The organism is Bradyrhizobium sp. SRL28 (genome assembly GCF_018596315.1).
Lineage (GTDB): Bacteria > Pseudomonadota > Alphaproteobacteria > Rhizobiales > Xanthobacteraceae > Bradyrhizobium.
In genome coordinates, this window is record NZ_JAHEAG010000053.1 from 1 (window position 1) to 14,951 (window position 14,951).

7 protein-coding genes and 2 pseudogenes are annotated in these 14,951 nt (G+C 58.3%); 6 read left to right on the plus strand and 3 right to left on the minus strand.

The features are described from left to right. From KIP88_RS40555 to KIP88_RS40570, 4 genes and pseudogenes are all read left to right on the plus strand, one after another. The coding region (locus KIP88_RS40555) for a thioesterase domain-containing protein (protein ID WP_249791392.1) at positions 1–1,210 on the plus strand (1,210 nt) is incomplete at its 5' end. Positions 1,211–1,415: 205 nt separating this feature from the next. Beyond that, positions 1,416–2,261 (plus strand): annotated as a pseudogene (locus tag KIP88_RS40560) (IS110 family transposase); the annotation flags it as partial. A gap of 59 nt (positions 2,262–2,320) precedes the next feature. After that, positions 2,321–2,557, plus strand: coding sequence for a hypothetical protein (locus tag KIP88_RS48730; protein ID WP_374226575.1), 237 nt, complete (start codon positions 2,321–2,323; stop codon positions 2,555–2,557). 327 nt (positions 2,558–2,884) lie between these two features. Then, positions 2,885–3,982, plus strand: coding sequence for an ISNCY family transposase (locus KIP88_RS40570; protein WP_214493736.1), 1,098 nt, complete (start codon positions 2,885–2,887; stop codon positions 3,980–3,982). A 330-nt stretch (positions 3,983–4,312) separates the two neighbouring features. Here KIP88_RS40570 and KIP88_RS40575 read toward each other — a convergent pair whose 3' ends face one another. The 3 genes and pseudogenes from KIP88_RS40575 to KIP88_RS40585 form a co-directional block, all read right to left on the minus strand. Beyond that, positions 4,313–4,702 (minus strand): response regulator transcription factor, encoded by a 390-nt coding sequence (locus KIP88_RS40575; RefSeq protein ID WP_057852051.1) that lies wholly within the window; start codon positions 4,700–4,702, stop codon positions 4,313–4,315. A 116-nt stretch (positions 4,703–4,818) separates the two neighbouring features. Beyond that, complete coding sequence (locus tag KIP88_RS40580; protein ID WP_057902437.1) at positions 4,819–5,493, minus strand: response regulator transcription factor; 675 nt, start codon at positions 5,491–5,493, stop codon at positions 4,819–4,821. Beyond that, a pseudogene (locus tag KIP88_RS40585) lies at positions 5,490–8,149 on the minus strand (PAS domain S-box protein). The gene KIP88_RS40580 and the pseudogene KIP88_RS40585 overlap by 4 nt, the downstream one beginning before the upstream one ends. Positions 8,150–9,278: 1,129 nt before the next feature. Here KIP88_RS40585 and KIP88_RS40590 point away from each other — a divergent pair. After that, entirely contained in the window at positions 9,279–11,375 is a 2,097-nt protein-coding gene (locus KIP88_RS40590) for a prolyl oligopeptidase family serine peptidase (RefSeq protein ID WP_308163754.1), read from the plus strand. 191 nt (positions 11,376–11,566) lie between these two features. Then, positions 11,567–13,531: a glycoside hydrolase family 127 protein gene (locus tag KIP88_RS40595; RefSeq protein WP_214493737.1), complete on the plus strand. Its 1,965-nt coding sequence runs from the start codon at positions 11,567–11,569 to the stop codon at positions 13,529–13,531. Positions 13,532–14,951: the final 1,420 nt, after the last annotated feature.

The following is a 14,951-nucleotide window of genomic DNA, read 5'->3' on the forward strand; positions in this document are numbered from 1 at the left end:
ACTGGATGGAGGCGAACTTGCCGGCACCTTGCGCACGCACTTAAGTGCGCGGCTGCCGGACTACATGGTGCCGTCGGCGTTCGTGCGGCTAGCGGCGCTGCCGCTGACGGTGAACGGCAAGCTCGACCGCAAGGGCCTGCCGGCGCCTAAGGATGAGGCGTATGCGCGCGCCGCCTATGAGGCGCCGCAAGGCGAGATCGAGACGGCGCTGGCGACGATCTGGGCCGAGCTTCTGGGGGTTGAGCGGGTCGGACGGAACGACCACTTCTTCGCGCTGGGCGGTCACTCGCTCTTGGCGGTGCAGTTGCTCAGTCGAGCGCTCGATCTTGGGCTGAAGCTCAGCGCCGCCGACCTCTTCCAAGCCCCTGTTTTGCAGAAACTTACGTCGAAGATTGAGTTGCAGCAGCCGCACCGCAATGCAGCTGGAGTGCTATCCGTTCGTGTAACGGGATCGCAAGCGCCACTCTTCTTCGTTCCCACAGGTTTGGGGGATTGTTCCTATGTCGTCAGTTTGGTCAAAGAAATGGACATAGACTGTCCTGTCTATGCTCTGCCATGGCCGTCCTTCGATGAACTTTGTTCGCCAACTCTTGAGGCGATAGCCTCGCAACTAATCTCGGCGATCAAAGAGATTCAGCCGCAAGGCCCATATCGCTTCGCCGGATATTCCTCGGGGGCATTCTTGGCCTACGCAATTGCCCAGCGCTTACTAAGCCTCGATGAAACTGTGTCATTCATGGCTTTCATCGATGTTACGTTACCTGCAAATCCATTGAGCATGTCGCCAGCCAAAATAGTACTAGAAATGGTGCTAGAGTCTCTCAAGCCCTTGGATGATGAGCGGTTCGAAGTGTTGGAGCACTTTGCTAGACAATGCTCAGTTGCCCAGTTGCTTGAAAAGGCGCAGCAACTTGGGGCGCTATCTCTAGATCATGATCTCGAAATTGACGCTTTGAGGTGTGCAAGAATTGCCCAATTTCGAAGGGCGCTGCAGTTATACCAAGTTCCATCCCTGCCAGTTGAAATACATCAGTTTTATGCCACAGAGGCCAGTTCACCCATACGCGGTTGGGACCAAGTTTTGAGTGCAGCGGCCATTCATGCTGTGCCAATTCCAGGCAACCACATGACGATGATGAGTGCTCCAGAGAACCGCCGAGTTCTGGCTCGATCCATATCAGCGGCCTTAAACCCCAATTTGGGAGCTTGAATCACAGGCGCTCGGCCACCCGAATATGCGGTGTCGCAGGTGATCGGGTGTAAGCGCTAAGCCGATCTTACAATTACATAGGGTAATCGCGGGGGTGGGGACACCGGCGCGGTTGTGATGCGTTGGATTAAGGTGGTTGCCCCCGATAGGATGAAATACGGGCTCTCGACTCGACGCCGGGCCCAGCATCAAACGGGAGACAACCATGAAGCAGTTTATCGGCCTCGACGCGTCATTGAAAGATACAATCGTCTCGGTACGCAAAGGAGGCAAGCGGATCTGGCGCGGAAAATGCCCATCCGATCCCAAGCTGATAGCCGATGTCATCCGCAAGCGTGCATCGAACGCGGAACGCGTCGTGTTCGAGACGGGCCCCTTGTCAGTCTGGTTTTACCACGCACTGACACAGGAAGGATTGCCAGCGATTTGCATAGATGCGCGGCACGCCAAGGTGGCGCTAGATATGGCGCCAAAAGACCGACGCAAATGACGCGGATGGGCTCTCGCATCTTGCCGAGGTCGGCTTTTACCGCGAGGTGCGGGTGAAGAGCTTTGACAGCATGCTGGTTCGCACGCTGGTCGCAGCGCGCAACCAACTGCTCAGGATGACAACCCAGCTGTCCAAACAGATCCGCGGCCTGATGAAGACGTTCGATCTAGTCGTTCCCAAGGGGGCAGGACGCGTGTTTGAGGGCCATGTGTGCAGCCTGCTGGCGAACAATGCCGGCCTCAAGCAGATTATCAAGCCGTTGCTCGATGCCTGGAGGGGCATGCGCGCCCGCGCCGCTGAATTGAGCAAGCAACTTGTTGCTTCAGCCCGCGCGAGTGAGCAATGCCAGTTGGTTGCGTCGATCCCTGGCATCGGCGCGGTAACGACTTCCTCCTTCGTTGCAGCGATCGAGGATCCGGGAAACTTTAGAAAATCGCGCTCGGTGGGCGCCTGGATCGGTCTGACGACCAGACGCTACCAGTCGGGTGAAGTCGATTATGACGGTCATATCGGCGCGGCGACAATCATCTGCGCGGACTGTTGTATGAAGCAGCGACCGTGAATCGGCGAATCTTTGGCCTGCGCTTCTCGGTTCACTGAGCCTGCGGCGTAGCCGGTGCATCCGCGAGAATTGCGCGGCGTGCCAGTCCGGCGAACAGCATCAAAGTTATGTTCTGTACGGCCGGGCGAATGGGCATCGTGTTGCCGTCTATGTGCCGGAAGAGCTTGTGCCGGAGGTTCAGCGCAGTCTGGACAAAGGGCGGGCTCTGCAGGATCTGCTGCACCAAGCGGCGCCGCGATATATCAAGGCGCTCAAGCGCGCACGCGCCAGAGCTGCGAAGCGCGACGAGGATTGAGCGGTGTCCCGGATAGCGGAGCGGCAGGTCAGTTTTGCTGATTGGGAGTTGGTGCGTCAGGGCCTGTGCCTTGAGCCGTTGCTGCAGGCGATTTTCCGATTTTCTTGACGACCAGAAGGACATAATCGACCAGGTCCGCTGCGATCTGACGCGGGGTTTGAAGAAGGCCGACACGGGTCGCAGCGGCCTGACGCGGCAACAGGTGCTGGCGCTCGCTGGTTCTGATGCGCGTCAAGAACTGGAACTATCGCGAATTACGTGAGCGGATCGCCGACGGATGCACGCTGCGCCAGTTCACGGACTTCTATTGTCTGCCAGTGCCTCGACATGATGCGTTCCACCGCGGCTTCAATCGGCACGCCCGAGACGCTCAAGGCGATCAATGATCTGGTGGTGCGGGCGGCGGTCGAGCTCGGACTGGAAGACGGCCAAAAGCTGCGTGTCGATACCACGGTGGTGCAGACCGACATTCATCATCCGACCGACAACACACTGTTGTGGGATGTCGTTCGCGTGGTCACGCGCCTGATCGGTCGCCTCGCCACAGCGCTGGAGCGCCGGCGTATCAAGGGGTTCCGAGATCGGACGCGATCGGCGCGGCGGCGGATGCAAGAGATCCAACGAATGACCACAAGGCAGCGCCAGGATCAGCAGACCGCGACATATCGCGAACTCATTGGCATTGCCGAGGAAGTCATCGAAAGCGCACGAACGGCGCTCCGGCAAACCCGTAAAGCGCGCGGCAAAGATATGATCACCGATCTGGCCATCGCGGAGACGCGCAAAGAGATAGAGCATTTTTGTGGTCTTGGAGACCGTGTGACAGATCAGTCGCGCCGCCGTGTGCTTAACGGCGAGCAAGTTCCAACGGCCGAGAAGCTCTATTCGATTTTTGAGCCCCACACGGACCTCATCAAGCGCGGCAAGGTGCGGTCGCCGATCGAGTTTGGCCACAAGGTCTTCCTCGCCGAAAGCGCGCGCGGCTTGATCACGCAGTATGACGTGCTAGACGGAAATCCCATCGACGAACAGCATGTGGTTATCTCGCTGGTACGCCACAGGCAGACCTTCGGCGACGTCCCCAAATTGTACGGATCGGATCGCGGCTTCTTCAGCGAGAAGAACGTGATGTCGTGCAAGCAGGAAGGCGTCACGGTGGTGTGCATTTCACAGCGGGGCGGCACCAAGGCGCCCGAACGCGAAGCCTATGAGAAGAGCCGGGAGTTCAAGGACGGCCAGCGCTTTCGCGCCGGCATCGAGGGGCGCATCTCGGTATTGTTCCGCGGTCGCGGCATGAAGCGTTGTCTCGCCGAAGGTCGCGAGCGCTTCGAGCTATGGGTTGCAGCCGCCGTGCTCGCCAACAACCTCATGAAGATCGCAGCCCTGTTGGCGGACCGATCATCGCGCAGACGAAAAGCCGCCTGACAATATCCCTTCAAGTCCCTCGCTTGCGGCGGAAATCTTATCCGCTGCACTTCAGTGCAACCACTGCACCGTCTACGGGACGCCTCATGAAATCGCGACGAAACTCGCGTCAAAACACATGGCGAATGCTAGCATCTACTGCTAATTCGCCCCCGGTTTTATTGAGGAAATGGCGCCCTCAACACAAATGCAGGTGTTTCGCGACAGAAACTAGCTAAGCTAGTGCAACGGAGGACTGGCCGGACGGCTTCATCGGAGACCTCAAAGACGGTCCGCGGGCCGCGCTCACAAATCAGATCCGAACTTTGAGCAGACTGCGTGCTCATCGTCTCATGCGCTGGCTCCGCCGCGATACTTATCCAGTGCGGTATCGAGGCACCTGATCAAGTGCCGTCCAGCGAAGGGCTTGGCCAGGAAGCAAATCGCTCCGGCGCTCAGCGCACGGGCGCGAACGCGATCATCGGGAAAGGCAGTGATGAAAATGAACGGTGCACTGTAACCCTGGGCCCGCATATGTGTCAGCAGGTCCAAGCCGCTCATAATCGACATCTGCACATCCGCAATCACACACGATGTTCCGTTCAGATGGGGCGAGCGCAAGAACTCCTCGGCCGACACAAATGTATGGACGATATAGCCGCGGGATTTCAAAAGATTATTTATCGCAGCACGGACCGACCCGTCGTCATCGACGATGGAAATGAGCGGAGGCGTGGACAAGACGATCCCCTCCTAACGCGGGAAAGGCGCTTGCCGAAGCATAGCCGCCTGGACAAAGGGTAGGCTTGTGGACCAAGGTGGGCTTGCGGGATGAAAATGTAAACTCATACTTGGGCTCATTCGGGGTGGTTGGCACAAATTCCGAGGGTCTCAGCCATTCTGACTAAATCGGCCAGCGACCGTGCGCCCATTTTCTTCATCACCCGTCCGCGATAGATCCTGACGGTCATTTCGGCGAGCTCGAGCTCTGCGGCTACTTGTTTGTTCATCAGACCGGCAGCGACCAGTTTCATCACTGCCTGTTCGCGTGGGCTTAAGGTCTCGAACAAGGACTGCAAGTTCGCAACCGTCTTCTCAACTTCCCGCCTCTTGCGATCCCGTTCGGTCGCGGCGACGACAGCGTCAAGCAGCTCCTGATCGCGAAACGGCTTGGTAAGAAAATCGACCGCTCCACCCTTCATGGCCTTGACGCTCATTGGAATGTCGCCATGGCCAGTTATGAAAATAATCGGAATGTGAAGGTTCAACTTGGCTAGCTCAGTCTGCAGCTCGAGGCCGCTCAATCCAGGAAGCCTGACGTCAAGGACGAGGCAGCTGGCAACCTCCGGAAGGTTGCCTTGCAGCATTTCCCGCGCCGATCCGAACGCAGCAACGTCCAGGTTCACCGATCGAAAAAGATTCGCGAGCGAACGACGCATTGAGACGTCGTCGTCGATCACGAACACGATCGCCCTTCCGCTCGGCTCCTCGGTCTTCACGCCTTGGTGCGGCGAGTCGGAGCGCCCGGTCACGACACGACCTCTTTATGCAAGGGAAGGGCGAATTGAAAAGTCGCGCCCGGCTCTTGCTTCCGGGCGATCGACAGGCTCCCTCCGTGAGCCTCCACGATCGAACGGCAGATCGAAAGCCCCATTCCAAGGCCGCTTGATTTAGTGGTAAAAAAGGGATTGAACACGCGATCCGCGTCGTCCTCGGTGATCCCGACACCGCAATCAGTCACGGCAAGGTGCACGCGTCCCATATCGTCCTGGGATGACCGAATCACCAGTTCGCGCGGCCGGTCCCTGACCGTCTGCATGGCCTCAATCCCGTTCATCACCAGATTTGTGATCACCTGTTGCAGTTGAACCCGGTCACCCAGGATCATGGGGAGGGCCGGCGTCAACTCGGTCCGGAACGACACCTGATGGCTGACCAGCTCGCGTGTCACCAGCGCGATTACCTCCTTGACGATGTCATTGATATTGATCGGCACCATCTCGATCTCGCCTTTCCTCGCAAGCGCGCGGATGCGGCGGATCACCTCGCTCGCCCGAATCCCGTCCTCGATGATCCACTCCACTGAGCAGCGCGCCTCCGAAAGATCAGGAGTCTCGCGACCAAGCCAACCCAGACAAGCCTCGCCATTGGTGATAATGGCGGCGAGCGGCTGGCTTATCTCGTGGGCGATGGAGGTTGTCAGCTCGCCCAGCGTCGTCACGCGCGTCACGTGCGCGAGCTCTGCCTGTGCCTTCCGCAGTTCTCGTTCGGCCTGATCTGCGCGGATGGTTGCGGTGATGTCGGTGCTGACGCCGCGATAGCCGAGGAAATTGCCGGCAGCATCAAAAAATGGCTTGCCGCTGGTCCGGACGTAAATTGGAGATCCCATCTGGGTGACGGTGCGATAGATGAAATCGCGAAATGGAAGACGTGCATCGAGTGTCGCCCGATGCTGCCGCCACTTCTCGGGTTCTGCTTCGACATCGCGCGCAATTTCCCAGCTAAGCAGGCCGACGACCTCTGTGGCCAGAATGCCTGCTGCGCTGGTGTGCTCCGACAAGCGGGTGACCCGGTGGTCCGGTCCGGTCTCCCAGAGCCAGTCGGAGGCCGTTTCGGCGTAGTCGCGAAACCGCTGCTCGCTTTCGCGCAACGCAGCAAGAGCTCTTTCCAGTCGTTCCCTGGCCGCATGTTGCTCGGTGACATCCATATGCGTTCCGATGAGTTCGCTGACGTTGCCATCGCTGCCGACCACGGCGTGCGCAACGGAATGTATGCGCCTAATCGCGCCATCTGGAAGAAGGATTCGGAAATCATATTCGAAGTGCCCTCCCTTGTCTTTGATGGCCTGGCGCGGCACTTCCTGAAGCCGCGGCAAGTCGTCTGGATGGATGCGCGACCGGATGGTCTCTATCGATACAGCCTGTTCCGGATCGAAGCCAAACAGATGATCGACTTCGGCGGAGCGATACACAAATTCGAGACGGTCGACGTCCCAGGACCAACTGCCCGTGTGGCTGAGATGCTGGGCTTCGGCCAGATAGGCCTCGCTACGACGCAACTGCTGTTCCGCCTGCTTTGCAGCCGTAATATCCGTCACTGCGCCGACAAACTCGATATCACCAGAGGCGGTTCTAATGGCTCGTGCCAGCGCGTGGAGGTGCTTCACCGAGCCGTCCGGCATCAGCAGTCGGTATTCGTGCTCGAAATCCTCTTCGTTTTGGAGCGCTCGTTCGATGGTCTCTCGCACGGCAGCCCGATCTTCTGGATGGGTTCGATCAACGACGAGTTGCGGGATCGGTTTCGTCGACGGATCGTATTGGAAAATACGAAAGGTCTCCTTTGACCAGTGGACCTCGCCGGTGGCGACGTTCCAGCCGAAGCTGCCGGTGCGGCTCAATTCCTGCGCCTGGGCCAGATGGGCTTCGCTCCGCCGCAGGGCAGTTTCCGTCCGCTTTCGCTCGGTGATATCTTCGCAAGCGATAAGGACGACGAGCTTGTCTTCTGCCCACTGCATGGCTTTGGCGTTTTCGCGCACCCACAGCACCGAGCCATCCTTCCTGATCTTCTGGATCTCCCAAGTGTGCGATTGGCCGACCGTTTCAATGCACAGCCCGACGCGCTCGCAAACAAACGGACGATCTTCTTCCAGAAATACCTTCAGCACGGAATGCCCGACAAGCTCCGAGGGCGCATAGCCGAGCTGTGTTGCGCCAAACGTGTTGACGTTCAGGACCATTCCGGTGGCATTGACTGTGAATTGCATGACCGGGTTATGCTCGAAGATTTCGCGCCACTGTTTCTCGCGGTCGCGCAACTCAGCCTCGCTGCGCCGGAGCCCGGCTGCGGCCTCAAGCGCAACCTTCCTTTCTCGGCGGACTTTTCCGATCAGGTGCGTTCCAACAATTGAGGCAACAAGAAAGGCCACAACCACAGGAAGATCCTGCGGATCATTCAGATTGAAAGTGGGCGGCGCAAAGAAGTAGGCCAAAGCAGCGACCGGCAAGATGAAAAGCATGGCAGAGGCTATAAGGCTGCCCATCAGAGAAAACACCAATATCATTTCCAAATAGCCGAACGCCGTCGCGGCGAATGGGCGTGAAGGTACAACGAAGTTAGCGTCATCAACGCCAGCGCGAAAAACTGCGTGGCTGAGCGTCCGAACCTGAACTTAGTAAGCTGGTTACTCATGATCCTAAACTATCGAAAGGAGCTGGAGAACTATACGAATGTTTTAACCCGGCCCTGGCGCTGATTTTCAGCAGCTAGCGCTAGCATTATCATGCCTCGGCACAATTCAGCCATTATCTCAATGGCTTACTCGGAAGAGCGACTTCCGTGCTCCCCGGCTTTGATGACGCCGAAAGAAGCTTCGCCAAAAATTGGCCGATTGAGGCGGCCATCAAGACCTTCTTAGAACCCACACGGCAGTGCGCGTAGAACCGGTAGAGCGCAACAAGCGAGGCCGGCACTTCGAAACCGAGTATCAATCACGGGAAGCCTTTGGCGAGATGCCTATGTTGGCCAGTCTCCTAAATCTAGGCCTCGAGCTGGGCGTCGGCCAGGCGCCGTGGACCGCACCGGGCGAGATCTTGGAGGGGGACTGCGCGGCTTTCGTGTCGACCCGCGCGTGGGTCTTGGTGGTGAGGCCTCCTCGGCTTCGGCCCACACAACGATCTCCACTCTTTTTTTGGCCCCGGAGGCGTGCTGATGGATGCTTACAGTCGAACTGCCATCGTGAGCCTTGACGACAGCATTCATCAGACCGAGCCCAGATAGCCGCCTTGCGCCAACGGTTGAACCGATTGTCGTGTACGACCCGTATCGTTCCGGCAGGTGAAGGCCGGTGCCGCAGTCGAGTAGAGTTCATTCAAGATAGCCACACCAACGCGACCACGCATAGTGAGCTGCTTCTGTATTGTTAGATCTTATCGATTGCGCTCCGACCTGTTTGGCCCGGAGCCGACCAGCATTTGGTGTCTTAAGGCGGTTTGGAGTGGCGCTTTGCAGCAGCGGTTATCATCTACGGTGTCGCCCAAGCCGCTCGGTAATATCGTCCCACTCGCCACAAGCCGAGCTGGCATCGAAGATGAAGTTGCCACCGGCAGCTTGGGGTCCAAGGGTTGAGGATGTGATGCGTCAGAGCGCGCCCAAATCAACTACCAACTTCAGCAGTGGATGGAACTGATGCAGACATGGCAATTAGCATTAAATGAACGCCGCGCGGCGGCCAGATCAAGGAACTACGGATGCAATATGTGAAAGCTTTGATGCGGTGCCATGTCGGGAGTGCGCGTCAATGCCAGGGATGGAGTGAAGCGTGATCAAAGCAAGCGCGACGACAAAGTCGCTGGCTGGAAAGCCCACGCCTTCCGCTCCAGATGATGATCCCTATCTGTGGTTGGAACTGATCGAAGGCGCGCAGGCGCTGAAATTTGTCGAGTGGCAGAATGGCAAGACGCTGCAGGTGTTTGGCGGCGCGGCATTGGAGCGGGATCGCGATGCGCTGACCTCGATTTATGACCGACCTGACAATATCCCCTATGTCAGCCGGCGCGGCGGCTACCTCTACAATCTCTGGAAGGACGCCAACAATCCACGCGGCGTCTGGCGACGAACCTCTCTGGAAGAATTTCGCATGCCGAAGCCGTCATGGGAAGTTCTGCTCGACATCGATCAGCTCGCTATCAGCGAAGGCCAAGACTGGCTTCTGAAAGCGACGGCCTCACTGGCCGGCGATCATAGACGGATGATTTTGAGCCTATCGCGCGGCGGCAGCGATGCCGTCACCTTGCGTGAGTTCGATACCGGCGCGAAGACATTTGTCAGCGATGGCTTCGTCCTGCAGGAAGCCAAGGGCGGGGTTGAGTGGCTCGATCGCGATACGCTGGTGCTGTCGAGCTCTCATGGGCAGGGCATGGCGACGACCTCCGGCTATGCGCGTACGGTGAGGCTCTGGCGTCGCGGTACGCAGGCGGATCAAGCGCCGGTGATCTTTGAGATCGCAGCCGATCATGTCGGAGCCGGCTGCGATGTCGACCACACCGTTGCGCCGCCGCGGATGTGGTTCGTCGATGGGGTGGACGCCTTCAATTTTGCCCGCTGGCTCGGTGACGAATCCGGTGCCACGACTAGAATCAATTTGCCAAGCAACGTCTGGATGCTCCCCCATCGCGATTGGCTTGCCATCAAGCCGCGCGAACCCTGGTCTGTGGCGGAGCGGACCTATGCCGCGGATACGGTGCTCGTCACCTCGTTGGCGGCGTTCCTTGGAGGCAACCCTCAGTTCGAGGTTCTTTTCGAACCGGGCCCGCGCCGCGCGCTGCAGGGATTCTCTTGGAGTGCAGGCAAGCTTGTGCTCTCCGTTCTCAACGAGCTGCGGCCGTCCTTCGAGATCTGCACGCCATCCGATAAAGGGTGGACCCGCGCGCAACTGCGCGGGCTTCCCGACATCGGGGTCGTCGACCTCTGGCGCCTTGATTGGGATCCATCCGAAAGCAATGGCGACCTGCTCGCCGTGAGCCAGGATCCGCTCACGCCAGCTTCGCTTATGCTGATCGAGAATAACGTCGGCAATCCGACCGTGCTCAAGCAGGCGCCGAAGACCTTTACCGCGGATGGGCTGGTGGTCACCCAACACGAGGCCATTTCGGTTGATGGCGAGCGCATCCCCTATGTACAGACCGGTCCGGCCGACGAGACGGGCGATGCGCCCGTCCATATGAGCGGCTACGGCGGCTTTGGGATCTCGGTGAGGCCGTACTATAATTCAGCGCTTGGCAAGCTTTGGCTCGAGCGCGGCGGCACCACGGTGCAGGCGAATTTACGCGGCGGCGGCGAGTTCGGTACGCGCTGGCACGATGCCGGCCGACTCGGCGGTAAGAAATTGTCGCACGACGACTTCGCTGCCGTTGCCGCCGATCTCGTGCGTCGCGGCGTGACGGAGCCGAAGCGGATCGCGGCCCAGGGCGGTTCGAACGGCGGCATCCTCATCACCAATATGCTGACGCGCTATCCGGAACGCTTCGGCGCGCTGTTCTGCACGATCCCGCTGATCGACATGCGCCGCTACACCAAGCTTCTGGCAGGAGCAAGCTGGATTGCAGAATATGGGGACCCTGACAAGCTCGATGACTGGGAGTGGCTCAAGACCTATTCCGCGTATCATGCCGCCAAGCGCGGCCAAAAATACCCGCCGATCCTGATCGCCACTACGCGGCGTGACGATCGTGTTCATCCCGGACACGCGCGCAAGATGGCCGCGAAGCTCCAGGCGATGGGCTACGAGGCCTATTTCTACGAGCCGGCGGCGGGCGGCCATGGTTACGGCCGGGACAACAGGGAGCGCGCCGGCTTCGAGGTGCTGGGCTTTCGGTTCCTGAAGAGCAAGATCGGCTGGCTTGACGGCGAGGCTTAGGCGGGCCCTTTCTGAGGCCTACGCCGTCCAGCGGCATCGGGGGCAGCCTTTCCATTTCTAGCGCTTCAACGTTCGCGTGGAGAATACGATGGCGCAGCCGCCAATTTCGAGGCCGCAACCTCAACAACGATCATGGCGAGCTGGCTTGCCTGAGCTAGGCGCCCGTTCGCCCCACACGAAGGAGAAACGAGATGAATCAGCGGGATGTGGCCGAAGTCAATCTTCACGACCTACAGGTCTCGGATCCGCTGATTGGGAAATGCCAGCACTTGGTGACGGAAGTGGCGATTCCCTATCAATGGGATGCGCTGAACGACCGCAATCCCGCAGCGACACCGAGCCACGCGGTAGAAAACTTCCGTATTGCCGCCGGACGTGCGAAGGGGGAGTTCTACGGCACGGTTTTTCAGGACAGTGATGTCGCAAAATGGCTAGAGGCGGTTGCTTGGTCGCTGTGCCAGACACCCAATCCGGACCTGGAGAAAGCCGCCGATGAGCTGATTGAAGTGATTGCGGCCGCCCAATGCGGCGACGGCTATCTCAACACCTATTTCATGCTAAAGGCGCCTCAGGACCGCTGGAGCAACCTAGCCGAATGCCATGAGCTTTACTGTGCCGGCCACTTGATTGAAGCGGGTATCGCTTTCTTTCTGGCTACTGGCAAACGACGCCTGCTGGAGGTCGTTTGCAAGCTTGCTGACCACCTCGGCACAGTTTTCGGCCCGGAGCGCGATCAGTTACACGGCTATGATGGCCATCCAGAGATTGAACTTGCATTGACGCGCCTCTACGAAGTGACGCAGGAGCAGCGATATCTGACGCTAGCCAATTATTTCGTGGAGCAACGCGGCACAGAGCCGCACTTCTATGACATAGAACACGAGAAACGCCGGCAATCCTGCCACGTCAAATCATCTGGCGTGCCCTTGACGGTGAAAAATAAAGCCTATAGCCAGGCGCACCTGCCAATTTCGGAACAGCGGACCGCAACCGGTCATGCGGTTCGGTTTGTATACCTCATGACTGCGGTCGCTCATCTCGCGCGTCTGCGTCAGAACGAGCAGCAACGCCAGGCTTGCCTGCGGCTATGGCAAAACATGGTGCAGCGCCAGATCTATATCACCGGCGGTATCGGCTCGCAAAGCTGCGGCGAAGCGTTCAGCAGTGATTACGATCTGCCGAACGATACTGCGTACGCGGAAAGTTGCGCGTCGATTGGCCTGATGATGTTCGCGCGCCGTATGCTGGAGATGGAATTGGACAGTCGCTATGCCGACGTGATGGAGCGCGCGTTCTACAATACGGTCCTGGGCAGTATCGCTTTCGATGGGCGTCACTATTTCTATGTTAATCCGCTCGAAGTTCATCCCAAAACGCTGCGGTCCAATGGCATCTACAGTCATGTCAGGCCGGTACGGCAACGCTGGTTTGGCTGCGCCTGCTGTCCGCCGAACATCGCACGCATTTTCACATCAATTGGTCATTACATCTATACGCCATGCTCCGACGCGCTCTATATCAATCTCTATATTGGCAATAGCGTGGCGGTATCGGTCGGCGGGCATACGCTGCGGTTGCTCATGAGCGGCAACTATCCTTGGAGGGACGAGGTGGAAATCGCTGTGGAATCTGCACAGCCAATCGCCCACACGCTCGCCCTTCGCCTGCCGGAATGGTGCAGCGCGCCGGAGACGACCCTGAACGGCGAACCTGTCAATTGCGAGTCGCGCAAGGGCTATTTGCAAATTCACCGCACGTGGCGGCAGGGAGATCGGCTCAAACTATCGCTGCCGATGGAAGTACGCCGCGTATACGGTCATCCGCAACTTCGCAATTTGGCGGGCAAGGTGGCTATCCAGCGTGGCCCTTTGATTTATTGTCTGGAAGAAGCCGACAACGGGACCGAGTTACACAACGTTTGGCTTCCTGCAGAAAGCCGGTTTTCGCTTATCAAAGGCACTGGTCTCTTTAGCGACAAGATTTTGCTGCAGGCTGATGGGGCTCGGTTGCAACACACGCATTCTGAAGAAAGGGCGCTTTATCAGTACGACAAAGTGCCCGGACAGCTACAACCGCAGCCGCTGACATTCATTCCGTGGTTCAGCTGGGCTAACCGCGGCGAAGGCGAAATGCGGATTTGGATTAATGAGCGTTGACGCGAACGCCTGAGTGGCGCGTCAAGGTGCGATCAAGTTTGGCCGTGATGATGCCGTATCATCTCGGGCCCATCGGAGCTGACCCTTGCTTTCTTGACGGGAGGACCATCTTCCAGTGCGTCAGCCGTGTTCGGAATAATTACGCTGGCTGTCCGATAGTCAGCTAGATTGCCGCCCAGAAACAAGACCTCGGTCTCCTCGGTCGGTATTCCCCTCACCCAAACTCGCAATTCCTCATCTCCAGGAGCATGCCCGCGCTATAAAATACCGTTGATCTTTTTGGTCGGCCAAGCGGTGACACTCGGCATCGTGTAGGTGTGTAACTTCTTAGCGTTCTCTGCAATTGCCTTCGCGCCATGATCGGTCTCGTCCTTTGAAAGGAGCAGTCGTGAGGGGTCCTCGCACAATGACACAAAAGTACTCTCTGTAACGCCTTTGGGTGTGCAATGCAGCGAGGCGCGCCATATCAATTTCGTCCTCCCTTTCGTCGTCCGAGCAGATACTCGGCTCGCGCGTACGGAGACACTGATACTGTTGTACCCACGGGTTTCGTGCTCGTACACGAAGGACATCACGGCGGAGAGCGCGAGCGAATGCGACCGCAGCCGCTCGAACATGCTGTTTCATTTCGCCTCATAGCAAACGGCGGGGCGGACCGGACGCTACCGAGCACGTGCCAAGTCCGCCCCGAGCCCGCCCCTAACATCACCAGTCCCACATGTGATCAGATCAGTCGTCGTGCTTGAACGAAGCAAGCGGCGTGCCGATTCGAAAATTGGAGGTTCTGCAGTCGCTTCGTACTGGGTGTACGTAGCGTCAAGTTGTGGACATTGGTGTCTCAAAGCTGATAACGGCGCCGTTAGTGTCCGATTCTTCGCAAAGTTTTTGAAGAACGGTGAATGCACCGGGCGTCAGAAATGACCGGAGCCGGCTCGGCACAGCAGGGCCAGTTCACCGATACGCGACCGTAAACATATTGGCTCACGCTGATTCTTCTAGTCAGCTTCTCGAAAGCCAACGCTCCTACATGAGAAGGTGGAGCTCTAGACGGCGACTGCCGTCAGACCGCAAGGCCAATGGACGTAGGAAGACCGGATGCTCGGAGTCACCGGTAATCGGGGAGCGATGGCAGTTTTGGCGGTGGTAATGAGGTCGTTGTTGCGCGGTTCGTTGTGTCCATCGCCCTCAATCTGCCGCCTCGCCCCCTTGCGCCAGATCTGCGGCTATCTGCGCAGATTTCTGCCAATCAGCTAAGTTTTCAAATGGAGAGCAGGATGGATGGTTCGCACTTCAATTCTTCGCGCTTGAACCCGTTCGCCCTAGAATTGCCCAGCAGAACGCCGACACACGGGCGGGCAACAAGAGGGCGATGCGAGCCTGCAAGCCAGCTTTGAAGAGCACGTGAGCGGACTGCGAGACG